The sequence below is a fragment of the Lysobacter soli genome (genome assembly GCF_009755585.1).
In the GTDB taxonomy this organism is placed as follows: Bacteria; Pseudomonadota; Gammaproteobacteria; order Xanthomonadales; family Xanthomonadaceae; genus Lysobacter_J; species Lysobacter_J soli.
In genome coordinates, this window is the sequence record NZ_CP046603.1 from 846,491 (window position 1) to 870,440 (window position 23,950).

Sequence of the window (23,950 nt, forward strand, 5' to 3'; positions counted from 1 at the left end):
GGGTGGCATGGAGCGCGGCGCGCTATCCGGCCACCTTCCCGTGATGTACGCGCAGGTGCTAGACGGCCTGGACGTGCGCGGGAGTGGAACGTACCTGGACGGCACGTTCGGGCGTGGTGGTCACGCGCGCGGCGTGCTGGAACGACTCGGCCCCGGAGGCCGCCTGCTGCTCATGGACAAGGACCCCGAAGCGATTGCGGTGGCGATGCGCGAATTCGCGCAGGACGCCCGCGTCGCGGTCTTCCGTGGCAGCTTCGCCGAACTTGCGAACTGGGACGAAACCGCCACCGGCCTGGACGGCGTGCTGTTCGACCTGGGCGTGTCGTCGCCGCAGCTGGACGTCGCCGAGCGCGGTTTCAGCTTCGGCAAGGACGGCCCGCTGGACATGCGCATGGACCCGGACAGCGGCGAGAGCGCGGCGCAGTGGCTCGCGCGCGCCGATGACCGCGAGATCGCCGACGTCCTGTGGACCTACGGCGAGGAGCGCATGAGCCGCAAGATCGCGCGCGCCATCGTCGCCCGACGCGATGCGCAGCCGCTGGAGCGCACCGCACAGCTGGCCGACCTGATCGCGTCGGTAGTGCCCCGCGGCGACCAGAAGATCCATCCGGCCACCCGCAGCTTCCAGGCCATCCGCATCTTCATCAACCGCGAACTGGTCGACCTGGAAACGGGCCTCGACGCCGCGCTGGCGCGCCTGAAGCCGGGCGGGCGCCTGGCGGTGATCAGCTTCCACTCGCTGGAAGACCGCATCGTCAAGCAGTTCATTGCGCGCCACAGCAAGGCGCCGCCGGCCAACCGCCGCATGCCGGTGGAAGTGGCCTTCACGCCCGTGCTGCGCGCCATCGGCGGCGCGCAGAAGGCGACGGACGAAGAAACCTCGGCGAATCCGCGTGCCCGCAGTGCGGTGCTGCGCGTGGCGGTGAAGCTGGGAATCGGGAACGAGGAAGGCGAGAGCGCATCGGGCGGCGTCTCCGACACGGCACAGCCGGCAACGGGCCGTGGAGACCGGCGGAACGCGATGGCGCCCGGCGAGCCGGTACTCCAGCGACCGCGTCTTTCCCGTACCCGATTCCCGGCTGGTGCTGTGGAACTGCATGCGGAGGTGCGCGCGTGAGCGTCCTCCGTCTGCTGCTGAGCGTGCTCGTGGTGGCCAACGTCGTCTCGGCGCTGGCCGTCGTGCAGGCGCGCCATGAACACCGCCAGTTGTTCGTCCAGCTCAGCCGCCTGGAGCGCGCGCGCGACGAGCTCAACATCGAATTCGGTCGCCTGCAGCTCGAACAGGCGACGTGGTCGGAAAGCAATCGCATCGATCAGGTCGCGCGCGACCGGCTGGGCATGAAGTTCCCCGAAGGCGCCGAGACCGTGGTGATCCGCCCATGAACGGCGCATCGCGCAATCCTCGCAACGCAAGCCAGCGCAGCGGTCGAAGCGGGCCGCTCGACGCCGTGCTCGCACTTCGCGACAAGTTCGGCGGTGGCAACGATCGTGTCGCTGGCAAGGGCCGCGGCCGCGCCTCGTTCAACCTGCGCAACCGGCTGCTCCTAGTGGGCGGTGCGCTCGGCCTGTGCTCGATCGCGCTGGTCGGCCGCGCGCTGGACCTGCAAGTCATCAGCAACGATTTCTACCGCCAGCAGGGCGATGCGCGCTCGCTGCGCGAGATCCCGATCCCGACCTCGCGCGGCATGATCACCGACCGCAATGGCGAGCCGCTGGCGGTGTCCACGCCGGTCGAATCGGTGTGGGCGAACCCGCAGGAACTGCTCAAGAACCCGGCGCGCATTCCGCAGCTGGCCAAGGCGCTGGGCGTCTCGCCCGACGCGCTGACACGCAAGCTCAGCCAGCGCGCCGGCAAGGAATTCGTCTACCTCAAGCGCCGCATCAATCCGGACGAAGCCAAGCGCATCCTCGCCGCGAAGATCCCCGGCGTGTTCTCGCAGCGCGAATTCCGCCGCTTCTACCCGCAGGGCGAAGCGATGGCGCACATCCTGGGCTTCACCAACATCGACGACCTGGGCCAGGAAGGCCTGGAGCTCGCATTCGACGACTGGCTTCGCGGCAAGCCGGGCGCCAAGCGCGTGATCCGCGACGGCGCCGGCCGCATCGTCGAAAGCGTGGACCTGGTGAAGGCCGCCGAACCCGGCCGCGACCTCACGCTCACCATCGACCGCCGCATCCAGTTCCTGGCGATGCGCGAACTGCGCAGCGCGCTGGAGCGCACTGGCGCCAGCAGCGGCTCGACCGTCGTGCTCGACATCGCCACCGGCGAAGTGCTCGCGATGGCGAACCTGCCGACCTACAACCCCAATGCGCTCTCCGTCGGCAATCCGGACACACACCGCAACCGCGCCGTGACCGACGTGATCGAGCCCGGCTCGACGATGAAGCCGCTGACCGTCGCCTCCGCGCTGGAAGCGGGTGTCATCACGCCGCACACGAAGTTCGACACGAATCCGGGCTGGATGCCGAACGGCAAGTACCGCACGACCGACCACCACAATTACGGCGTGCTCGACACGACGGGCGTGATCACCAAGAGCTCCAACGTCGGCGCGGCGAAGATCGTCGCCAAGGTGCCGAACCAGGAGTACTACGAGTTCCTCAAGCGTTTCGGTTACGGCCACAAGACCAACAGCGGCTTTCCGGGCGAGTCGTCGGGCGTGCTCGCGCCGCCGTCGCGCTGGAGCGGCACGACCAAGCAGACGATGTCGTACGGCTACGGCCTGTCGGCCACGCCGCTGCAGATCGCGCAGGCGTACGCCGCGCTGGGCAACGGCGGAAAGCTGATCGCGCCGACGTTCGTGAAGGGCGAGCGCCACGAGCCGGTGCAGGTGCTCGACCCCGCCATCGCCGGAACGATCATGCGCATGATGCAGACCGTGACCGAGCCCGGCGGCACCGCCACGCAGGCGGCGATCCTGGGTTACCACGTCGCCGGCAAGACCGGCACGGCGCGCAAGTTCAACGAGTTCGGCGGCTACTCGCGCCGCTACGTCTCGTTCTTCGCCGGCGTGGTGCCGGTGAACAACCCGCGCTTCTCGATGGTGGTAGTGATCAACGATCCCGATCCGGCGAAGGGCTACTTCGGCGGTTTCGTTTCCGGCCCGGTGTTCAAGAGCGTGATGGAAGGCTCGCTGCGACTGATGGACGTGGCGCCGGACGACATCGACACCTGGATGGCCGCGCAGGCCGCCGCCGAAGCCAAGCGTGCGAAGGCCAACGGCGGCAAGCCGACCGGCACCGTGCTGCCGGCACCGACGCATGCTTCGGCCGCGCTGCCCGCGCCGGTCGGCATGGTCACGCCGCCCGGAGGTGCGCGATGAGCCGCCTCATGCCGTTGGCCGAACTGTTGCCGGACGTCGCCGGCATTCCGCCGGAACTGACGATCACCGGCCTGGTGCTCGACAGCCGCGCCGTCCGCCCGGGCAACGCGTTTGTCGCGATCGCCGGCTTCGGTGCGCACGGGCTGCGCTTCGTCGACCAGGCGCGCGCGGCCGGCGCCGCGGCGATCCTGTTCGAGCCGCCCGCGCCCGACGACCTGCCCGCGCCGCACGACGCCATCGCCGTGCCCGGCCTGCGTTCGCGCCTGGGCGAAATGGGCGATCGCTTCCACGGCCGCGCCACCGAGGCGATGACCGTCGTCGGCGTCACCGGAACCAACGGCAAGACTTCGACCGTGCAGTTGCTCACGCAGGCGTGGCACGCGCGCGGGATCGTCAGCGGCAGCGTCGGCACGCTCGGCGCGGGCCTGTACGGGCATGTCGTGCCGACCGGCTTCACCACGCCGCTGGTGCTGCAGACGCACGAACTGCTCGCGACGATGCACGAAGACGGCGCGCAGGCCATCGCGATGGAAGCCAGCTCGCACGCGCTCGACCAGGGGCGCGTCGACGGCGTGCACTTCGACGTTGCGGTGTTCACCAACCTCACGCGCGATCACCTCGATTACCACGGCGACATGGCATCCTACGGCGCCGCCAAGGCGCGCCTGTTCGCGTGGAAGGGCCTGAAGGCGGCCGTCATCAACCTCGACGACGCGTTCGGTCGCGAGCTCATCGCCACGCTGCCGCACGACGTGCGCGCGATCGGGGTGAGTTCGCGCGGCGACGCGTCGGCCGCGCTGCAGGCGCGCAACCTGCGCTTCGACAACGCAGGCATCGGCTTCGACCTGATCGTGGACGGGCAGTCGCATGCGGTGCAATCGCCGCTGCTCGGCCGCTTCAACGTCGACAACCTGCTCGCGGTCGCCGGCGTGCTCATCGCGCTGGGCGACGCGCCGGCGCAGGTCGCCGGAACGCTCGCGACGCTGCAGCCGATCCACGGCCGCATGAACCGTCTCGGCGGCGATGGCCGCCTGCCGCTGGTGGTCGTCGATTACGCGCATACGCCGGATGCGCTGGAACAGGCGCTGTCGTCGCTGCGCGCGCATGTCCAGGCGAAGCTGATCTGCGTGTTCGGCTGCGGCGGCGATCGTGATCGCGGCAAGCGCCCGCAGATGGCGGCGATCGCGGAACAGCACGCCGACGTCGTCATCGTGACCGACGACAACCCGCGTTTCGAGGACGGCGACGTCATCGTGGCCGACATCGTGGCCGGCTTCGCGCATCCCGAGCGCGTCACCGTGCAGCGCGATCGCGCCGCGGCGATCGCGCATGCGGTGGGCAGGGCCGGTCCGAACGACATCGTGCTGATCGCAGGCAAGGGCCACGAGCCCTACCAGGACGTGCAGGGCGTGCAGCATCCCTTCGACGACACGCAGGCGGCGCGTTCCGCGCTGGAGGCTCGCCAGTGAAAGCGCGCAAGCTCTCCGACATTGCCCGCATCACCCGCGGCCGCCTCATCGGCGAGGACCGCATGGTCGATGCGATCGCCACCGACACGCGCGCGCTGCCGCACGGCGGCGCGGCGCTGTTCGTCGCGCTGAAGGGCGAGCGTTTCGACGGCCACGACCACGTCGCGAAGGCCGCGCAGGCGGGCGTCGCCGCCGCGCTCGTGTCGCGCGAAGTTGACGCTTCCGTCGCCCAGATCGTCGTCGCCGACACCGAGCGCGCGCTGGCCGACTTTGCCGCCGCCGTGCATCGCGAACGCATCGAAGCCAATGCGCAGAAGGTCGTCGCGATCACCGGCAGCAACGGCAAGACCAGCGTGAAGGCGCTGACGCTGGCGATCCTGGAGCGCGTCGGCAAGACCTTCGCAACGCCGGGCAACCGCAACAACGAGATCGGCCTGCCATTGGCCGTGATCGACGGGCCGGACGACGCCGTCTTCGCGATCTACGAAATGGGCGCCGGCAAGCCGGGTGACATCGCGTACCTCACCGACATCGTGCGTCCCGACGTGTCGATCGTGAACAACATCGCGCCCGGTCACCTGGAGCGCATGGGCAGCCTGCTCGGCGTGGCCGACACGAAGGCGGCGATCTACGACGCGCTGCCGGGCGAGGGCGTGGCGGTGATCAACGCCGACGACGCGTTCGCGCCGTACTTCGCCGAACGCGCGCACGGCCGCCGCCTGCTGCGCTTCGGCCTGGAATCAAGCGCGGACCTCACCGCGAAGAATATCGAGGCGCTGCCGGACGGCTCGCGCTTCACGCTTGTCGCGCCGCAGGGCGAGGCCGCGGTGTCGCTCGCGTTGCCGGGTCGTCACAACGTGAGCAACGCACTCGCCGCTGCGGCGCTTTCGCTCAGCGTCGGCGCGACACTGCAGCAGGTCGCTGAGGGCCTCAACGCCGCGCGTCCCGTCGCTGGACGGCTGATCACGCATCGCCTCGCCAACGGCGCGGTGCTGATCGACGACAGCTACAACGCAAACCCCGGCTCGCTCGCTGCGGCCATCGACACGCTCGCGGCCGGCGGCGGCGAAGCGTGGCTGGTGCTGGGCGACATGCGCGAACTGGGCGCCGACGCCGAAGCGATGCACGCCGAAGCCGGACGTCGCGCGAAAAGCGCCGGCATCCGCCGCCTGCTGACGTTGGGGCCGTACAGCGCGGCGGCGTCGCGCACGTTCGGCGAAGGCGCGATGCACTTCGAAACGCATGACGCGCTGGCCGATGTTCTGAAGGGCGAACTGCGCGAAGGCGTGCGCGTACTGGTGAAGGGTTCGCGCGGAAGCGCGATGGACAGGATCGTGGCCGCGCTCGTGGGCCCGCAAGAAGGGGACACCCATGCTGCTTGAACTCACGCGTTGGCTCGAACAACTGCAGAGCCTGTTCGGCCTGTTCGGCTACCTCACCTTCCGCGGCATCCTGAGCGCGCTCACCGCGCTCGCGCTGTCGCTCTGGTGGGGCCCGGCGGTGATCCGCAAGCTCGGCCAGCTCAAGGGCGGTCAGCCGATCCGCAAGGACGGCCCGCAGTCGCACTTCTCCAAGGCCGGTACGCCGACGATGGGCGGCGCACTGATCCTGTTCACCGTGATGGCCTCGGTGCTGCTGTGGGGCGATCTGCGCAACAAGTACGTGTGGGTCGTGCTGCTGGTGATGCTCGCCTTCGGCGCGATCGGCTGGTACGACGACTGGATCAAGATCGTCAAGCGCGACCCGAATGGCCTGAAGTCGCGCTGGAAGTACCTCGCGCAGTCGGTGTTCGGCCTCGGCGCCGGCCTCTACCTGTGGTATTTCGCCGACGTTCCGGCGGCGACGAACTTCTACGTGCCGTTCTTCAAGTCGATCGCGCTGCCGCTGGCGGGCGTGGGCTTCGTGGCGATCGCGTACTTCTGGATCGTCGGTTTCTCCAACGCGGTGAACCTCACCGACGGCCTGGACGGCCTCGCGATCATGCCGACGGTGCTGGTCGCGTGCGCGCTGGGCATCTTCGCGTACGCGTCGGGCCACGCGGAATTCTCGAAGTACCTGCAGATTCCCGCCGTACCCGGAGCGGGTGAGCTGGTGATCATCTGCGCGGCGATCGCCGGCGCGGGCCTGGGCTTCCTGTGGTTCAACACCTATCCGGCGATGGTGTTCATGGGCGACATCGGTGCGCTCGCGCTCGGCGCCGTGCTCGGCACCATTGCGGTGATCGTGCGCCAGGAACTGGTGCTGGTGATCATGGGCGGCATCTTTGTCATCGAAACGCTGTCGGTGATGATCCAGGTGGCCTCGTTCAAGCTCACCGGCAAGCGCGTGTTCCGCATGGCGCCGATCCACCACCACTTCGAACTGAAGGGCTGGCCGGAGCCGCGCGTGATCGTGCGCTTCTGGATCATCTCCGTCGTACTCGTGCTCGTCGGCCTGGCCACGCTGAAGGTACGTTGATGAGCGACTCCGCGCGCCAGGCAACACGACTCGACGCGATCGGCGGCCACTTCGACCCGTGGCTGCTCGGGATCTCGTGCGCACTCGCGTGCCTGGGCGTGGTGATGGTCGGCTCGGCGTCGATCGGCGTCGCCGACGGCCACGACGTCGGCCCGTTCTACTTCCTCACGCGCCACGTCGTGTTCCTCGCCATCGGCCTGGTCGGCGCGGTGTGGGTCATGCGCACGGAACTGAAGACCATCGAGCAGCACAACCAGTGGCTGCTGCTGGTGTGCTTCGTGCTGCTGATCGCGGTGTTCGTGCCCGGCATCGGCCGCAGCGTCAACGGCGCGCGCCGCTGGCTGAACCTCGGGTTCTCGAATTTCCAGGCCGTCGAAGCGGTCAAGCTGCTCTACATCGTCTGGCTCGCCAGCTACCTCAAGCGCTACAGCGAGGAAGTCACGGCGACCTGGGGCGCGATGCTCAAGCCGATCGGCGTCGCCGTCGCGCTGGTGATGATGCTGCTGTTGCAGCCGGACTTCGGTTCGTCCTCGCTGCTGCTGGCGATCACCGCCGGCATGCTCGTACTCGGCGGCGTGAACATGCCGCGCATGTTCGGCCCGGTGCTGATCGGCCTGCCGGTGCTGGCGGTGGTGGCGATCGCAGAGCCCTACCGCGTCGTGCGCCTGACCTCGTTTCTCGACCCGTGGCAGGACCCGTTCAAGACCGGTTACCAGCTGACCAACGCGCTGATGGCGGTGGGTCGCGGCGAATGGCTCGGCGTGGGGCTCGGCGCATCGGTGCAGAAGCTCTCGTACCTGCCCGAAGCGCACACCGACTTCATCATGGCCGTGATTGCGGAGGAGTTCGGATTCCTCGGCGTGTGCCTTGTCGTCGGCCTGTACGCGGGCCTTGCCGGCCGCGCGTTCTGGCTCGGCCTGAAGTGCGTGGAGATGCGCCGCCACTTCGCCGGCTACTGCGCGTTCGGCATCGCGCTGTGGATGAGCCTGCAGAGCTTCGTCTCGATCGGCGTGAACCTCGGCCTGCTGCCCACCAAGGGCCTGACGCTGCCGATGATTTCCTACGGCGGTTCCAGCGTGATCATGACCTGCGCCGCGCTCGGTCTGCTGCTGCGCGTGTCGTACGAACTCGATCGCGCGCAGCGCCAAGTGGCGCGCGTGCGCAACGAGACCGCGCCGCCGTCGGCCGCGAACGATCCGGGCGCGCCGTCGCCAACCGCCGCGCCGATGCCGTCGCGCAAGCCCGCGCCGGTGGCGGCGGCAGCGACGTCGCGCGGCACCAGCCGCCTGCAGCAGCGCGTCGAGCCGACGCTGGGGAGGATCGCGTGATGCACGCCGCGACCGACTCCGACCTGCATCCGGTGATGATCCTCGCCGGCGGCACCGGCGGGCACATCTTCCCGGGCCTGGCCGTGGCGAAGGCGCTGAACGAGCGCAACGTGCCGGTGCTGTGGCTCGGCGCGGAAGGCGGCATGGAAACGCGCTTGGTCCCGCAGCACGGCATTGCCATCGACACCATCGCCGTGCGCGGCATGCGCGGCAAGGGCGTCGCGACGCTGCTGGCCACGCCGTTCCGCCTCATCGGCGCCGTGCGCGCCGCGATGCAGACGCTGCGCGAGCGCCAGCCGCGCGCGGTGATCAGCTTCGGCGGTTATGCGGCCGGCCCGGGCGGTCTGGCGGCGAAGCTCGCCGGAATCCCGCTGATCGTGCACGAACAGAACCGCGCGTCGGGCCTGACCAACCGCGTGCTCGCGCGTTTCGCGCGCCACGTGCTGACCGGCTTTCCGGACACGTTCCCGAACGAGGAAGTCGTCGGCAATCCCGTCCGCGCCGAAATCGCCGCCGTCGCGCCGCCGGCGCAGCGTTTCGCCGGACGCACCGGCGCGCTGCGCGTACTCGTCCTCGGCGGCAGCCAGGGCGCGCGTGCGTTGAACACCGCCGTGCCGAAGGCCGTCGCCGGCCTGCGTGGCCGCATCCAGTGCGAAGTGCGCCACCAGTGCGGCGAGAGGCTGCGCGAAGAAGCCGAGCGAGCGTACGCCGAGGCGGGCGTGCAGGCGTCGGTGGAACCCTTCATCGCCGACATGGCGTCCGCCTACGCGTGGGCCGACATCGTCGTGTGCCGCGCCGGTGCGCTGACGCTCGCAGAGCTGTGCGCGGTCGGCGTGGGCAGCGTGCTGGTGCCGTTCCCGCAGGCGGTGGACGACCACCAGACCAAGAACGCGCAATACCTCGTCGATCGCGGCGCCGCTCACCTCGTGCCGCAGGGCACGGCGGGCGACCTGGCGCAGCGTCTGTCGGCCACCCTCGAAATCCTCGGCGAACGCGGCGCCCTGCTGCAGATGGCGCAGGCCGCGCGCGCGATCGCCAAACCCGACGCAGCCGAACGCGTCGCACAACTGGTTCTGGAGCAAGTCGAATGAGTACGGCCCTGCGTCGCCGCCTGCAGCACACCGGCGACCTCGCCAAAGCCTTCCCGCGCGTCCACTTCGTGGGCGTCGGCGGCGTGGGCATGAGCGGCCTGGCCGAAGTGATGTGCACGCTCGGCTACCAGGTGTCGGGCTCGGACAACGCCGACAATGCGGTGACGCGTCGTCTCGCCTCGCTGGGCGTCACCGTGAACAAGGGTCACGCTGCCGCGAACGTGCTCGGCACCGACTGCGTCGTGGTGTCCAGCGCGATCAAGGCCGACAACCCGGAGTTGATGGAAGCGCGCGCGCAGCGCATCCCGGTCGTGCCGCGCGCGGAGATGCTTGCCGAGCTGATGCGCTTCAAGCGCGGCATCGCCGTGGCCGGTACGCATGGCAAGACCACGACGACATCGCTGGCGGCCAGCGTGCTCGCCGAAGGCGGCATCGATCCCACGTTCGTGATCGGCGGCCAGCTGCTCGCGGCCGGCGCGAACGCGCGCCTGGGCACGGGCGAATGGCTCGTGGCCGAAGCCGACGAAAGCGACGGCAGCTTCCTGCGCCTGAATCCGCAGATCGCCATCGTCACCAACATCGACGCCGATCACCTGGAGAACTACGGCGGCGATTTCGCCCGCGTGCAGGCGGCGTTCGAGGAATTCATGCATCGCCTGCCGTTCTACGGGCTCGCGGTGCTGTGCATCGACGATGCGGAAGTCGCCGCGCTCGCGAAGAGAACGCCACGCCACGTGATGACGTACGGCTTCAGCATCGAAGCCGACGTGCGAGCCGAGGACGTGCAGCAGGACGGCCCGAACATGCGCTTCACGCTGTGCCTGCCCGATGCGACGCGCACGCCGATCACGCTCGCGCTGCCGGGCCGCCACAACGTGCTCAACGCACTGGCCGCCGCTTCGGTGGCGTGGCAGCTGGGCGTCGCGGCCGATGCGATCGCGCGCGCATTGCAGAACTTCGCCGGCGTCGGTCGCCGCTTCAACCTGCTTGCAAGCCCGACCACGTCGAAGGGCGCGACGGTGCAGCTGGTCGACGACTACGGCCATCACCCTAAGGAGCTGGACGCGGTGTTCGCCGCTGCACGCGGTGGCTGGCCGGACAAGCGGCTGGTCGTCGCGTTCCAGCCGCACCGCTACAGCCGCACGCGCGATCTGTTCGACGAGTTCGCCGCGGTGCTGTCGACGGTCGACGTGCTCGTGCTGACCGAGGTGTATCCGGCCGGCGAGTCGCCGATCGCCGGTGCCGACGCGAAGTCGCTGGCACGCGCGATCCGCGCGCGCGGCCGCATCGATCCCGTGGTCGTCAGCGGCGCGGCCGATCTGTCGACCGTGCTGCCCGACGTCCTCAACGATGGCGACCTGCTGCTGATGATGGGCGCGGGCGACATCGGCTACGCCGCGCAGCAGATCGCTGCGAACGGCTTCAACGCATCCAACGGAGAGAAGAAGTGAGCGCGCAGTCCGCAGCGGCGAAACTCGGTCCGACCCGCATCACCGATCCGGCCGCGTTCGGTCGCGTCGCCGTGCTGATGGGCGGCACCAGCGCCGAACGCGAGGTCTCGCTGGACTCGGGCCGCAACGTGCTCGAAGCGCTGCGCTCACGCGGCGTCGATGCGTTCGCGGTCGATGGCATCCCGGCACTGATCGACGCGATCCGCGCCGGCAGCGTCGATCGCGTCTTCAACATCCTCCACGGCAACAAGGGCGGCGGCGAAGACGGCGTGCTGCAGGGCCTGTGCGAAGCGCTGGGCGTTCCGTACACCGGTTCGGACGTGCTGGGTTCGGCCCTGACGATGGACAAGATCCGCACCAAGCAGGTGTGGCTCAGCATTGGCCTGCCGACGCCGCGCTACGTGCGCCTGGCGAAGGGCGACGATGTGCATGCGGCGGCGCGTTCGCTGGGGTTGCCGGTGTTCATCAAGCCGTCGAGCGAAGGTTCGAGCGTCGGCGTGTCGCGCGTGCTGAGCGATGCCGATCTCGATGCCGCCGTCGAACTCGCCGCGAACTATCCGGGCGAGATGCTGATGGAGCAGCTGATCGTCGGCGAGGAACTCACGGTGCCGGTGCTCAACGACATCGCGCTGCCGTCGATCCGCATCGTCCCGAAGGGCGAGTGGTACGACTACCACGCCAAGTACATTTCCGACGACACGCAGTACCTGTGCCCGGGCCTGGAAGGCGCGGAGGAAGCGGAGATCGGCCGCATCGCGGCGGAGGCCTTCGTCGCCGCCGGTTGCCGCGGCTGGGGTCGCGTGGACTTCATGCGCGATCGCGCGACCGGCCAGCTGTACCTGCTCGAAGTGAACACCGCGCCGGGCATGACCAGCCATTCGCTGGTGCCCAAGGCCGCGCGCCAGATCGGCATCGAGTTCGATGAACTGTGCTGGCGCGTGCTCGAGTCGAGCCTCGCGAATGCGGGAGGTGCGGCGGCGTGAACGCCATGCTTCGCCTCGTCGGATGGATCCTCGCGCTGGCGCTGGTCGCGCTGCCGGTCGTCGCCGTGCTCAACGGCTGGATCGGCGCCGCGCACTGGCCGCTGACGAAGCTGCGCGCGACGGGCCAGTTCGAGCGCGTCGATGGCGTGCTGCTGCAGAAGACGCTGCTGCCGTACGCGCAGCGCGGGTTCTTCGCGGTGGATCTGGCGGGCGCGCAGGACGCGGTGTCGAAGCTGCCGTGGGTCGAGCGCGCCGAAGTGCGCAAGCGCTGGCCCGACGTGCTGGAAGTGACGGTGTTCGAACACCGCCCGTTCGCGCGCTGGAGTGGCGACCTGCTGCTGTCCGAGCAGGGCAGGCTGTTCCCGGCGAAGGGCATCGACGTGCCGAAGGGCCTGCCGCTGCTCGGCGGTCCGGAAGCGCGCGTCAGTGAAGTCGTCGAGCTCTACAACGAGTCGCGCGCGATGTTCGCGCCGATCGGTCTTGAAGTGCGCGAAGTCGGCCTCGATCCGCGCGGCAGCTGGACGCTCGGCCTGGACAACGGTGCGCGCATCGTCGTCGGCCGCAGCGAAGCGCGTGCACGCCTGTCGCGTTTCGTGCGCCTGCTGCCGCAGCTGCTCACGCAGCAGGCGCAGGTGCTCAAGCTCGCCGACCTTCGCTACACCAATGGTTTTGCATTGACGTGGGCGCCCGTGCCGGCGCCGGCGGCAGTACCGCAGCAGCAGGGACAATCATGAATCGCAAGGGTGACAAGTCGCTGATCGTCGGCCTCGACATCGGCACCTCGAAGGTGGTGGCGCTGGTGGGTGAATACTCGCCGGGCAACCCGATCGAGGTGATCGGTATCGGCTCGCACGAATCGCGCGGCCTCAAGCGCGGCGTCGTGGTGGACATCGAGTCCACCGTGCAGTCGATCCAGCGCGCCATCGAGGAAGCCGAGCTGATGGCCGGCTGCGAGATCCGCTCGGTCTACGCGTCGATCTCCGGCAACCACGTGCAGTGCCGAAACTCGCAGGGCATCGCACCGATCCGCGACGGCGAAGTCACCTACGGCGACCTGGACCGCGTGCTCGAAGCGGCCAAGGCCGTCGCGATCCCGGCCGACCAGAAGATCCTGCACGCGATCCCGCGCGACTACGTGCTCGACGATTCGCAGGAAGGCATCCGCAATCCCGTCGGCATGACCGGCGTGCGCCTGGAAGTGCATGCGCACCTGGTCGTGTGCGCGCAATCGGCGGCGGCGAACATCAGCAAGTGCGTGCAGCGCTGCGGCCTGCAGGTGGACGACCTGATCCTGAGCGTGCTCGCCTCCAGCCAGGCCGTGCTCACGAGCGACGAGCGCGAACTCGGCGTGGTGCTGGTCGACATCGGCGCGGGCACGACCGACATCGCGGTGTTCGTCGGCGGCGCGATCGCGCACAGCGCGAGCCTGCCGATCGCCGGCGACAAGGTGACCGAGGACATCGCGCACATGCTGCGCACGCCGACGCCGGAAGCCGAGCAGATCAAGGTGCGCTACGCCTGCGCGCTGGCGCAGATGGCGACGGCGGAAGAGTCCATCCAGGTTCCGAGCGTCGGCGATCGCCCGCCGCGCCGCATGCCGCGCGCGTCGCTCGCGCAGGCCGTGCAGGCGCGTTACGAGGAGATCTTCGAAATGATCCAGGCGGAGCTTCGCCGCAGCGGCTTCGAGCAGCACGTGCGCGCCGGCATGGTGCTCACCGGCGGCGCCGCGAAGATGGAAGGCGTGGTCGAACTGGCCGAGGAAATGCTGCAGATGCCGGTGCGCGTGGGCATTCCGCAGCACGTGACGGGTCTTGGCGAAGTGGTGGGCAACCCGGTGCACGCCACCGGCGTGGGCCTGCTGCTGATGGGCAGCCAGATCGAGAACCCGCGCCGCCCGGTGATTCCGACCGGCCGCGCGGGAAGCTTCTTCAACAAGATCAAGAACTGGTATCGCGGCGAGTTCTGACGACGCGGCAACCAGGGGTTTTCAAGGAATCGACGCGGCATGGGCCGACGCCGGTTCCCGATCCGGGCAGGGCCTGGATCGAGCGGGCAGGCGAGGCGATGACGGCAGTACTTGCGGTTCCGGCACTACGACGATTCGAAAGCACAGCAAATAACTAGCACTACATAACGAGGACGACGACATGGCACATTTCGAACTGGTTGAAAAAATGGCCCCGAACGCGGTCATCAAGGTGGTCGGCGTGGGCGGCGGCGGCGGCAACGCCGTGGCGCACATGGTCAGCGGCAACGTCGATGGCGTGGAGTTCATCACCGCCAACACCGACGCGCAGGCCATCAAGAACTGCGGCGCGAAGCTGCAGCTGCAGCTCGGCAGCAACGTCACCAAGGGCCTGGGCGCAGGCGCGAATCCGGAAGTCGGCCGCCAAGCTGCGCTGGAAGACCGCGAACGCATCATGGACGCGCTGACCGGCGCCGACATGGTGTTCATCACCGCCGGCATGGGCGGCGGCACGGGCACCGGCGCTGCGCCGGTCGTGGCGCAGCTGGCCAAGGAGATGGGCATTCTGACGGTGGCCGTTGTCACCAAGCCGTTCCCGTTCGAAGGCCGTCGCCGCATGCAGGTCGCGCTGAAGGGCATCGAGGAGCTGAGCCACCACTGCGATTCGCTGATCACCATCCCGAACGAGAAGCTGATCACCGTGCTCGGTCGCAACGCGACGATGATCCAGGCGTTCCGCGCCGCCAACGACGTGCTGCTCGGCGCCGTGCAGGGCATCGCCGACCTGATCGTGCGTCCGGGCCTGATCAACGTCGACTTCGCCGACGTGCGCACCGTGATGAGCGAGATGGGCCTGGCGATGATGGGCACGGGCGCCGCGCGCGGCGACGATCGTGCACAGGCCGCGGCGGAAGCGGCGATCCAGAACCCGCTGCTGGACGACGTGAACCTGTCCGGCGCCAACGGCATCCTGGTCAACATCACCGCCGGTCCGGACTTCACGATGGCCGAGTTCGACGAAGTCGGCCGCACCATCGAGAACTTCGCCTCCGAGGACGCGACCGTCGTCATCGGGACCGTGCTGGATCCCGACATGCAGGACGAGGTGAAGGTCACCGTGGTCGCCACGGGCCTGAACCGCGCCGTCGCCCGCCAGTCGGTTCGCGGCAACGAGCGCGAGGCGCAGCGCGCCCCGATCTCGCTGGTCCGCAACGCCACGACCGGCCAGCCGGAGTTCTCGGCCATGGACGAAATGCCGACCGCGCGTCCGAGCTTCGGCAACAGCCTGCGCGGCAGCGCCGGCAGCCGCAGCGTGGAACCGTCGTCGGCGCCGGCCGTCGCCGATTTCGGCAGCGACAGCAGTTACCTGGACATCCCGGCGTTCCTGCGCCGTCAGGCGGACTGATGCAGTCGGCCCGCCGTCGGCCTGGTCCGGGCTGACGGCAGGTCGGGTTCCAACCGGTCCTCCCTCGCCATGGGGAGGACCGGGGTGTCGTCGTCCTTCTAGCCCCCGATGGGGCAGGGGTCGGCCGGTCCGCTACGGCGGGTCCGGCCGGCCGTCTTGCCTTCACGGGATCGTGACTTGTTTCCGTCATGGTTCAGCGTACGCGGTGCTATTCTTGCCGGCCGTTCAGGCGAGAACCATTTGCATCCGCCTGCGGTCGCACACACGTAACGAAGAAGCACGCCGCCCCCCAAGGTCGCCCCCATGCTGCGTCAGCGCACCCTCAAGAACGTGATCCGCGCCACCGGCGTGGGCCTGCACAGTGGAGAGAAGGTCTTTCTCACGCTGCGCCCGGCGCCGGTCGACACCGGCATCGTGTTCCGTCGCGTCGACCTGGACCCGGTGGTGGAAGTGCCGGCCAGCGCCGAGCTGGTGACCGAGACGACGCTGTGCACCGGCCTGACCTGTGGTCCGGCCAAGATCCAGACCGTCGAACACCTGCTGTCCGCGCTCGCGGGCCTGGGCGTCGACAATCTATATGTGGAACTGTCCGCGGCCGAAGTGCCGATCATGGACGGCTCCTCGGGTCCGTTCGTGTTCCTGCTGCAGTCGGCAGGCATCTACGAGCAGGACGCGCCGAAGCGTTTCATCCGAATCCGCCAGCCGGTGGAAGTGCGCGAGGGCGACAAGGTCGCGCGGTTCGAGCCTTACGACGGCTTCCGCCTCGACTTCACCGTGCAGTTCGACCACCCGGCCATCCCGGCGTCGCAGTCGCGGGCCGTCGTGGAGTTCTCGACTGCGAACTACATCCAGGAAGTCAGCCGCGCACGCACGTTCGGCTTCATGCGCGACCTGGAATACATGCGCGAGCGCAACCTCGGCCTCGGCGGCTCGATGGACAACGCGATCGTGCTGGACGAGTTCCGCGTCCTCAACGACGACGGCCTGCGTTACGCCGACGAGTTCGTGCGGCACAAGATCCTGGATGCCGTCGGCGACCTGTATCTCGCGGGTCGTCCAATCATCGGCGCCTACGTCGGCTTCAAGTCCGGCCACGCGCTGAACAACAAGCTGGTGCGCGCCCTCCTGGCCGAGCGTTCGGCCTGGGACGAGGTGAGTTTCACCGAGTCGGACGTGCACGAAGCACCCGTGACCTACGGGATTCCGGCAACCGCCTGAGCGGTTCGCGCAACGCGGCTGGGCACACGCCGCAAGCGTTTTCATGAATTGGGCGGACGTCACAGACGTGAACTCTGCGTGACGCCTTAACGTTTATTTAACGAATTTCTTCCGAAAGGTTTCTAACCTCTTAACAAATTCAAGGGGTTAGGCCTTTAGCATGCCCCGAACCCTGGCGTATCGACGTGGCGGCAACAAACCTGCCAACACGACGAAAACTTCAGGTGGAGTCACTGGAGCCGGTGGAACCGGGCTCCTTCAGCGACTCCAGCGCTGCCTGCAAGGCTTGTAGTGCGGTAGCGGAGATGGGTTTGGCTTTCCGGTCCGATTGCGGGGAGGCGATCACCGGCGTTGTCGTTTTGACGATGAGTTCAGCCGCATCCAGCCCGATGGAACGGGCCGCGTCGAGCAGTTCAGGGGCAGCGAGCCGCATCTTGGCTCGCCACACCGGGGCATCGACGACAAACACGAGCCTGCCGCGTTCGTAGTTGGCCAGTCGCGCATGCGCGGCCAGCGACGGCGGCAGGAGCGGGCGAAACCGTTGGTCCAGCTCGTCGAGCCACAAGGCACGACGCACCGGACCGCCAGCGGGCTCGGCGAGCAGCGCATCCAGCGCGGCGCGTGGAGTCGATGGGCCGCCTTTGCGCGACCTGAGCTTGGAATCAGAACTGGACATGACTTATTCAACCATCGTAAACAAAACCCGCGTGCAGCTTTCGTCGATGCTGCAGCGTGCGGGCTACTGGGGCGCGCAGCGCCCGGCGCTGGCGATGGCGCTGCTGCTGGGTACCGGCACCGCGCTCGGTGCGGGCGTCACCCTGGCCGACAACGCCATGCTGCGCAGCAAGGCCGACCGGCAGGAGGCGCTGATCGCAGCGACCCGCCGCGACGCCCAGCGCGAAATCAACGCCCTGGCCGCCCGCATGGGCGAGCTGCAGGCCGAGGCCAACCGCCTCAACGCCCTCGGCGAACGCCTGACCCGCATCGGCCAGCTGCAGGACGGCGAGTTCGACTTCGACAAGCCGGTCGGCGTCGGTGGTGTCGGCCCGGTGCGCGACATGACCAAGCCCGAGCTGGACGAGGGCATGGCCACGCTCGGTGCGCAGTTCAAGGCGTCCGGCGAGCAGCTGTCGGTGCTCGAGTCGCTGCTGTTCAACCGCCAGCTCGACATGAACTCCGTGCCGGGCCGCGAGCCGATCGCCAACAGCTACATCACCTCCGGCTTCGGCGGCCGCGCCGATCCGTTCAGCGGCGGCCATGCCAACCACAAGGGCATCGACTTCAAGGCCAACGTCGGCGATCCGGTGCTGGCCGTGGCCGATGGCGTCGTCAGCTACTCGGGCGTGCGCTCGGGCTACGGCAACGTCATCGAGGTCGACCACGGCAACGGCTACGTCACCCGCTACGCCCATAACTCGCGCCTGACCCGCAAGGTCGGCGAGCTGGTGCGCGCCGGGCAGGAAATCGCGAAGGCCGGCTCGACGGGCCGATCGACCGGCGCCCACGTGCACTTCGAGGTGTGGGAGAACAACCGCGTCGTGAACCCGCGCAAGTTCCTCAGCCAGCAGTCGCCGCTGAAGATGGAGATCAAGGGCTGAGCCAGGGGATAGGGCGCCTGCGGTGGCATAGGCCGCCTCGAGTGTCTCGCGACCCTCCGCAGCACGCTCCGGGCGCTCGCCGGGGCGCAAGCCGATGGCTTGCAAGCACCCCGACTCGCCCACACGCTACAATCGGCGCGGCCACAGTTCAGGCTCGATACTTTCGGGGCGCGCGGCGCCCCGATTTCATTTGAGCCGGCCAGAGCCTTCCTTCGGGGAACTCGCCGGTGGATACGGACTCTGAATGCGTCCGGCCCGCCGGTATCCCTGTTCCGCTACAACGGACCCAGTCGCACTCCATGCTCAACAGCCTGCTTACCCGCGTTTTCGGCAGCCGTAACGATCGCCTGCTGCGCCAACTGCAACGCTCCGTCGCCAAGATCAACGCGCTTGAGCCGGAGATGCAGAAGCTCTCCGATGAGCAACTGCAGGCCAAGACGGCGGAGTTCCAGAAGCGCATCGCCGATGGCGAGTCGCTCGACAAGATCCTGCCCGAGGCATTCGCCGTCTGTCGCGAGGCGTCCAAGCGCGTGCTCGGCATGCGCCATTACGACGTCCAGCTGATCGGCGGCATGGTCCTGCACCTGGGCAAGATCGCCGAGATGCGCACCGGCGAAGGCAAGACCCTGGTCGCGACACTGCCGGTCTACCTCAACGCGCTGGAAGGCAAGGGCGTCCACGTCGTCACCGTGAACGACTACCTGGCCCGCCGCGACTCGGCCTGGATGGGCCGCCTGTACAACTGGCTGGGCCTGTCGGTCGGCGTGGTCTACCCGGGCATGCCGCACAGCGACAAGCACGCCGCGTACGCCGCCGACATCACCTACGGCACCAACAACGAGTTCGGCTTCGACTACCTGCGCGACAACATGGCGCTGTCGAAGGAAGACCGTTTCCAGCGCAGCCTGCATTACGCGATCGTCGACGAGGTCGACTCGATCCTGATCGACGAGGCGCGCACGCCGCTCATCATCTCCGGCCCGGCCGACGAGTCGCCGGAGCTGTACATCAAGGTCAACCGCATCGTCCCGCAGCTGTCGCGCCAGGCGACGGAAGAAAGCGAAGGCGACTACTGGGTCGACGAGAAGGGCAAGCAGGTCCACCTGTCCGAAGCCGGCCAGGAGCGCGCCGAACACCTGCTGCGCCAGGCCGGCATCCTGCAGGGCGAGGACGACACGCTCTACGGCGCGCAGAACCTGAGCGTCGTGCACCACCTCAACGCCGCCATGCGCGCGCACGCCATCTACCAGCGCGACGTGGACTACATCGTCCGCGACGGCGAAGTGGTGATCGTCGACGAGTTCACCGGTCGCACGCTTGCAGGCCGTCGCTGGTCGGACGGCCTGCACCAGGCGGTGGAAGCGAAGGAAGGCGTGCCGGTCCAGCGCGAGAACCAGACGCTGGCGAGCATCACCTTCCAGAACCTGTTCCGCATGTACAAGAAGCTGTCCGGCATGACCGGTACGGCCGACACCGAGGCGTACGAATTCCAGAGCATCTACGGCCTGGAAGTCATCGTGATCCCGACCCACAAGCCGGTGCAGCGAAAGGACCACCCCGACGCGGTGTTCCTCAATCGCAATGGCAAGTACCGCGCGGTGCTCAACGAGATCAAGGACGCCAACGCCCGCAAGCAGCCGGTGCTGGTCGGCACGACCTCGATCGAAGTGTCGGAAATGCTCAGCCAGCAGCTGCGCGACGCGGGCATCCACCACGAAGTGCTCAACGCCAAGCAGCACGAGCGCGAGGCGCAGATCGTCGCGCAGGCCGGTCGCCCGGGCGCGATCACCATCGCCACCAACATGGCCGGCCGCGGTACCGACATCGTGCTGGGCGGTTCGCTCGAGAACGAAATCGCCGAGCTCGAAGCGAAGACCGGCGCGCCGATTGACGAGGTCACCAAGGCCCGCCTGAAGTCCGAATGGCAGGCGCGCCATGAAGCGGTGAAGGCCGCCGGCGGCCTGCACATCGTGGGCACCGAGCGCCACGAAAGCCGCCGCATCGACAACCAGCTGCGCGGCCGCGCCGGTCGCCAGGGCGACCCGGGTTCCTCGCGCTTCTACCTGTCGCTCGAAGACAACCTGATGCGCATCTTCGCGGCCGACTGGGTGCAGCGCGTGATGGCGCGCATGGGCCTGAAGGAAGACGACATCATCGAAAGCGCGCTGGTGACCAAGCAGATCGCCAACGCGCAACGCAAGGTCGAGGCCCACAACTTCGACATCCGCAAGAACCTGCTGGACTTCGACGACGTCAACAACGACCAGCGCAAGGTGATCTACAGCCAGCGCGACGAACTGCTGGAAGCCGACAGCGTCAACGAGAACGTCGAAGGCATTCGCGGCGACGTCGTGGCCGACATGGTGGCGCGTTTCGTGCCGCCGAATTCGGTCGACGACCAGTGGGACCTGCCGGGCCTGGAAGCGACGCTCGCGTCCGAGTTCGGCGTGCAGATGTCGTTGCGCGAGTTCGTCGGCAAGAGCGAGGAAGTCGACGCCGAGACGATCGAGCGCCTGGTGCAGGAGGCCGTCGAAGGCCACTTCGCGCAGCGCGAGGAGCAGCTCGGCAGCGAGACGATGCGCCTGCTCGAGAAGCACATCATGCTCAACGTGCTCGACCAGAACTGGAAGGAGCACCTGGCGCGCATGGATTACCTGCGCCAGGGCATCCACCTGCGCGGCTACGCGCAGAAGCAGCCCAAGCAGGAATACAAGAAGGAAGCGTTTGAGCTGTTCTCCGAGATGCTGGAGAAGGTGAAGCGCGAAGTCGTCACGCTGCTGGCGCGCGTGCGCATCCGCAGCGAGGACGAAGTCGCCGCGCTCGAAGCGCAGGAGCGTGCCGCCGCCGAAGCGCAGGCACGCCAGATGCAGTTCCAGCACGCCTCCGCCGGCGGTTTCGGCGCCGACGAGGAAGCCGCGCAGGCGCAGGCCGCCGCCGGTGGCGACGTGTTCGCCAATGTTGGCCGCAACGATCCCTGCCCCTGCGGCAGCGGCAAGAAGTACAAGCATTGCCATGGGCAGATCGCCTGACGGCAGCGGCTCCAGACGCCCTCTCCCGCAAGCGGGGGAGGGCGGCGCCCGGGACGCCTCCCACGTTCCGGTAAGCAGGTGAGCACCACTTCCACTCCCGACGTCTCGCGCACGGTCGATCCGGGCGCCGTTGACGGTGCGCTGCGCCATGTCGAAGTGGTCGCGGGCGTCATCCGCGATGCGCGCGGCCGTGTGCTGCTCGCGCGTCGCACCGAAGGGCGCGACCTCGCCGGCCTGTGGGAATTCCCGGGCGGCAAGCACGAACCTGGCGAATCCGCCGAAGCGGCGCTGGCGCGCGAGCTGCACGAGGAGCTCGGCATCGAGGTCGACATCGGCGCGCCGCTGATCAACGTTCCCCAGCGCTACCCCGACAAACGCTTGCGCCTCGATGTGCGCAGCATCGCGGCGTGGCGCGGCCATGCGCGCGGCCTGGAAGGGCAGGCGCTGGTCTGGGTACCGCCGCAGAAGCTCGCCAGCTACGCGATGCCGCCGGCCGACCGGCCCGTTGTCGCGGCCTTGCTGCAGCCGGCCCATTATCTTGTGACGCCGCCGCCTGCAGGGGATGACACCGTCTGGCTCGGGCAGCTCGAGCGCGCGCTCGCGGACGGCGTCAGGCGCGTGCAGCTGCGCGCGCCGGAGCTGGACGCGGGACGATGGCGCGCGCTGGTCGCCCAGGCCGCGCGCCTGTGCCGTCAGGCGGGCGCGGAAGCGCTGGTGAATGGCGATGTCGCGCTGGCGATCGAGTTCGGCCTCGGCCTCCATCTGCCTTCGCGCATGCTGCATGGCCTGTCGGAGCGTCCAATCCCGCCCGGCCTTCCGTTGGCGGCCTCCTGCCACGGCGTGGACGACCTGCTCGCGGCCGAGTCACTCGGGTGCGATTTCGCCGTGCTCGGCACGCTGAAACCGACGCCGAGTCACCCTGGCGTCGCTGGCATCGGTTGGGACGGTTTCGCGGCAATGCGCGAACGCGTGTCCCTGCCGATCTACGCCATCGGCGGCCTGACTACGGCGGATGTGGATGAGGCGCGGTCGCACGGCGCCCAGGGCATCGCCGCGATCCGCGGCCTCTGGCCGTCGGCCTGATCGCGGCCGACGCTTCGCTTATACGTGCGCGCCAGCCAGGGCGCGATAGCGGCGATCCAGTGCCGCGACGTGGGAAACGAGCAGCTCGACGGGGCCGTCGTTCACGATGAGATCGTCCGCGATCGCCAGCCGCTGGTCGCGCGTCGCCTGCGCGGCGATCATCCGCTGCGCCAGCTCGGCATCCACGCGGTCGCGCGCCATCACGCGCGACCGCTGCACATCGACCGGCACGTCGACCACGAGGATGCGCGACAACCAGGGGTAGGCTTCGCGTCCGCCGCCTTCGGCGAGCAGCGGAATGGCCGCGATGGCGTAGGGCCAGGACGCGGCCTCGCACGCAGCACGAAGGTTCGCCCGCACGCGGGGATGGATGATGGCTTCCAGTCGCCGGCGTGCGGCGTCGTCGCCGAACACGTGGCGACGCATCGCGGCGCGATCGAGGCTTCCGTCCGGCGCGAGGACATCCGCGCCGAAGCTTGCGACGACTTCCGCCAATCCATCCGAGCCCGGTTCGACCGCGGTGCGGGCCGCGACGTCCGCGTCCGCGACGGGAACGCCCAGCGCCTCGAAGCGACGCGTGACTTCGCTCTTGCCGGAGGCCACGCCTCCGGTGACGCCGACGATGAACTCGCTCATGGGCCTGTACGCCGCTTCAGAGCGGGTAGGGTAAACCGGCTGGACCTTACTTCAGCCCGGCGAACTGCATGTAGGCGCCGACCATCTGCTCGCCCCAGAAGAAGGTGATCCAGCCGGCGATGGCGAGGTACGGGCCGAACGGAATCGGCGTCGCCCGATCACGGCCCTTCATGGCGAGCCAGATCGAACCAACCACTGCGCCGACCACGGAGGACAGCAGGATCGTCGGCAGGATTCCCTTCAGGCCCGTCCACGCGCCGATGGCCGCCAGCAACTTGAAGTCGCCGTGCCCCATGCCTTCCTTGCCGGTGAGCTGCTTGAACAGCCACCACACGATCCAGAGACTCAGGTAGCCGGCCACCGCGCCAAGCAGCGCCGGTTTGGCGGGGAAGTAGAGATTGTCGGACGCGGCGATCAGACCCAGCCACATCAGCGGCAACGTCAGCTGGTCGGGCAACAACTGCGTGCGCAGGTCGATGCCCGACAGCACGATCAGGAAACAGGTGAAGACGATCGCGCCGAAGCCCTGCCAGCCGAAGCCGAAGCGCCACACGCTTGCGACCACCAGGAGCATCGTCAGCAGCTCGACCAGCGGGTACTGCGGTGAGATCGGCGCCTTGCAGTTGCGGCACTTCCCGCCCAGCACCACGTAGCTGAACACCGGGATGTTCTCGTACCACGACAGCTGGTGCTTGCAATGCGGGCAGTGCGAGCGCTCCACCACGATGCCCGGTGGCGGCGGATCGTAGGTGTCGGGCTCGCCGAGCACCTCGCGGCTATCACGGCGCCACTGCCACTCCAGCCGCTTGGGCAGGCGCAGAATCACCACATTGAGAAAGCTGCCGACCAGCAGGCCGAGTCCGGCCGCCAGCGGAAAACCGATGGCGGGGTTTTGATCGAGGAATGCCATGCG

20 protein-coding genes are annotated in these 23,950 nt (G+C 68.4%); 17 read left to right on the plus strand and 3 right to left on the minus strand.

Features of this window, described 5'->3' with window-relative positions; genetic code table 11:
* Positions 1-7 precede the first annotated feature (7 nt).
* The 14 genes from rsmH to lpxC all read left to right on the plus strand — a co-directional run bounded on the left by rsmH (position 8) and on the right by lpxC (position 16,691).
* Positions 8-1,117, plus strand: coding sequence for a 16S rRNA (cytosine(1402)-N(4))-methyltransferase RsmH (gene rsmH, locus GOY17_RS03855; protein ID WP_157029402.1), 1,110 nt, complete (start codon positions 8-10; stop codon positions 1,115-1,117).
* Positions 1,114-1,383 carry a cell division protein FtsL gene (gene ftsL / locus GOY17_RS03860; RefSeq protein WP_232338521.1) on the plus strand — a complete coding sequence of 90 codons (270 nt, stop codon included), beginning with the start codon at positions 1,114-1,116 and terminating at the stop codon, positions 1,381-1,383. The genes rsmH and ftsL overlap by 4 nt, the downstream gene beginning before the upstream one ends.
* Entirely contained in the window at positions 1,380-3,323 is a 1,944-nt protein-coding gene (locus GOY17_RS03865; RefSeq protein ID WP_157029403.1) for a peptidoglycan D,D-transpeptidase FtsI family protein, read from the plus strand. The genes ftsL and GOY17_RS03865 overlap by 4 nt, the downstream gene beginning before the upstream one ends.
* Entirely contained in the window at positions 3,320-4,792 is a 1,473-nt protein-coding gene (locus GOY17_RS03870; RefSeq protein WP_157029404.1) for a UDP-N-acetylmuramoyl-L-alanyl-D-glutamate--2,6-diaminopimelate ligase, read from the plus strand. Before GOY17_RS03865 ends, GOY17_RS03870 begins: the two co-directional genes overlap by 4 nt.
* A complete protein-coding gene (locus GOY17_RS03875; RefSeq protein ID WP_232338522.1) occupies positions 4,789-6,174 on the plus strand; it encodes a UDP-N-acetylmuramoyl-tripeptide--D-alanyl-D-alanine ligase in 1,386 nt (461 codons plus the stop codon). The genes GOY17_RS03870 and GOY17_RS03875 overlap by 4 nt, the downstream gene beginning before the upstream one ends.
* A complete protein-coding gene (gene mraY / locus GOY17_RS03880) occupies positions 6,164-7,249 on the plus strand; it encodes a phospho-N-acetylmuramoyl-pentapeptide-transferase (RefSeq protein ID WP_115841417.1) in 1,086 nt (361 codons plus the stop codon). Before GOY17_RS03875 ends, mraY begins: the two co-directional genes overlap by 11 nt.
* Positions 7,249-8,577: a putative lipid II flippase FtsW gene (ftsW, locus tag GOY17_RS03885; protein ID WP_157029405.1), complete on the plus strand. Its 1,329-nt coding sequence runs from the start codon at positions 7,249-7,251 to the stop codon at positions 8,575-8,577. Before mraY ends, ftsW begins: the two co-directional genes overlap by 1 nt.
* Positions 8,577-9,668, plus strand: a complete 1,092-nt coding sequence (murG, locus tag GOY17_RS03890; protein ID WP_157029406.1) for an undecaprenyldiphospho-muramoylpentapeptide beta-N-acetylglucosaminyltransferase — start codon at positions 8,577-8,579, stop codon at positions 9,666-9,668. Before ftsW ends, murG begins: the two co-directional genes overlap by 1 nt.
* Positions 9,665-11,119: a UDP-N-acetylmuramate--L-alanine ligase gene (murC, locus tag GOY17_RS03895; protein ID WP_425482285.1), complete on the plus strand. Its 1,455-nt coding sequence runs from the start codon at positions 9,665-9,667 to the stop codon at positions 11,117-11,119. Before murG ends, murC begins: the two co-directional genes overlap by 4 nt.
* On the plus strand, positions 11,116-12,102 hold the full coding sequence (locus GOY17_RS03900; protein ID WP_269750041.1) for a D-alanine--D-alanine ligase: 987 nt from the start codon (positions 11,116-11,118) through the stop codon (positions 12,100-12,102). The genes murC and GOY17_RS03900 overlap by 4 nt, the downstream gene beginning before the upstream one ends.
* Positions 12,099-12,836 carry a cell division protein FtsQ/DivIB gene (locus GOY17_RS03905; RefSeq protein WP_115841420.1) on the plus strand — a complete coding sequence of 246 codons (738 nt, stop codon included), beginning with the start codon at positions 12,099-12,101 and terminating at the stop codon, positions 12,834-12,836. Before GOY17_RS03900 ends, GOY17_RS03905 begins: the two co-directional genes overlap by 4 nt.
* Positions 12,833-14,068: a cell division protein FtsA gene (gene ftsA, locus GOY17_RS03910; RefSeq protein WP_115841421.1), complete on the plus strand. Its 1,236-nt coding sequence runs from the start codon at positions 12,833-12,835 to the stop codon at positions 14,066-14,068. Before GOY17_RS03905 ends, ftsA begins: the two co-directional genes overlap by 4 nt.
* Positions 14,069-14,249: 181 nt before the next feature.
* A complete protein-coding gene (ftsZ, locus tag GOY17_RS03915; protein WP_157029407.1) occupies positions 14,250-15,473 on the plus strand; it encodes a cell division protein FtsZ in 1,224 nt (407 codons plus the stop codon).
* A gap of 303 nt (positions 15,474-15,776) precedes the next feature.
* Positions 15,777-16,691, plus strand: coding sequence for a UDP-3-O-acyl-N-acetylglucosamine deacetylase (lpxC, locus tag GOY17_RS03920; protein WP_115841423.1), 915 nt, complete (start codon positions 15,777-15,779; stop codon positions 16,689-16,691).
* Positions 16,692-16,911: 220 nt separating this feature from the next.
* Here lpxC and GOY17_RS03925 read toward each other — a convergent pair whose 3' ends face one another.
* The gene (locus GOY17_RS03925) at positions 16,912-17,367 is read right to left on the minus strand and encodes a DciA family protein (RefSeq protein ID WP_157029408.1); all 456 of its coding nucleotides are present in this window, start codon (positions 17,365-17,367) and stop codon (positions 16,912-16,914) included.
* On the opposite strand from GOY17_RS03925, the gene GOY17_RS03930 reads away from it, so the two are divergent.
* The 3 genes from GOY17_RS03930 to GOY17_RS03940 all read left to right on the plus strand — a co-directional run bounded on the left by GOY17_RS03930 (position 17,366) and on the right by GOY17_RS03940 (position 22,401).
* Positions 17,366-18,289, plus strand: coding sequence for a M23 family metallopeptidase (locus GOY17_RS03930; protein WP_115841425.1), 924 nt, complete (start codon positions 17,366-17,368; stop codon positions 18,287-18,289). The two genes, GOY17_RS03925 and GOY17_RS03930, sit on opposite strands and share 2 nt — an antisense overlap.
* 299 nt (positions 18,290-18,588) lie before the next feature.
* On the plus strand, positions 18,589-21,318 hold the full coding sequence (secA, locus tag GOY17_RS03935) for a preprotein translocase subunit SecA (RefSeq protein ID WP_157029409.1): 2,730 nt from the start codon (positions 18,589-18,591) through the stop codon (positions 21,316-21,318).
* Positions 21,319-21,459: 141 nt separating this feature from the next.
* Complete coding sequence (locus GOY17_RS03940) at positions 21,460-22,401, plus strand: Nudix family hydrolase (protein WP_425482298.1); 942 nt, start codon at positions 21,460-21,462, stop codon at positions 22,399-22,401.
* Between the two features lie 18 nt (positions 22,402-22,419).
* On the opposite strand, the gene coaE is transcribed toward GOY17_RS03940, so the two are convergent.
* Both coaE and GOY17_RS03950 read right to left on the minus strand, forming a co-directional pair.
* Positions 22,420-23,037 (minus strand): dephospho-CoA kinase, encoded by a 618-nt coding sequence (coaE, locus tag GOY17_RS03945; RefSeq protein WP_157029411.1) that lies wholly within the window; start codon positions 23,035-23,037, stop codon positions 22,420-22,422.
* Positions 23,038-23,083: 46 nt separating this feature from the next.
* The gene (locus tag GOY17_RS03950) at positions 23,084-23,947 is read right to left on the minus strand and encodes a prepilin peptidase (protein ID WP_157029412.1); all 864 of its coding nucleotides are present in this window, start codon (positions 23,945-23,947) and stop codon (positions 23,084-23,086) included.
* Positions 23,948-23,950 lie beyond the last annotated feature (3 nt).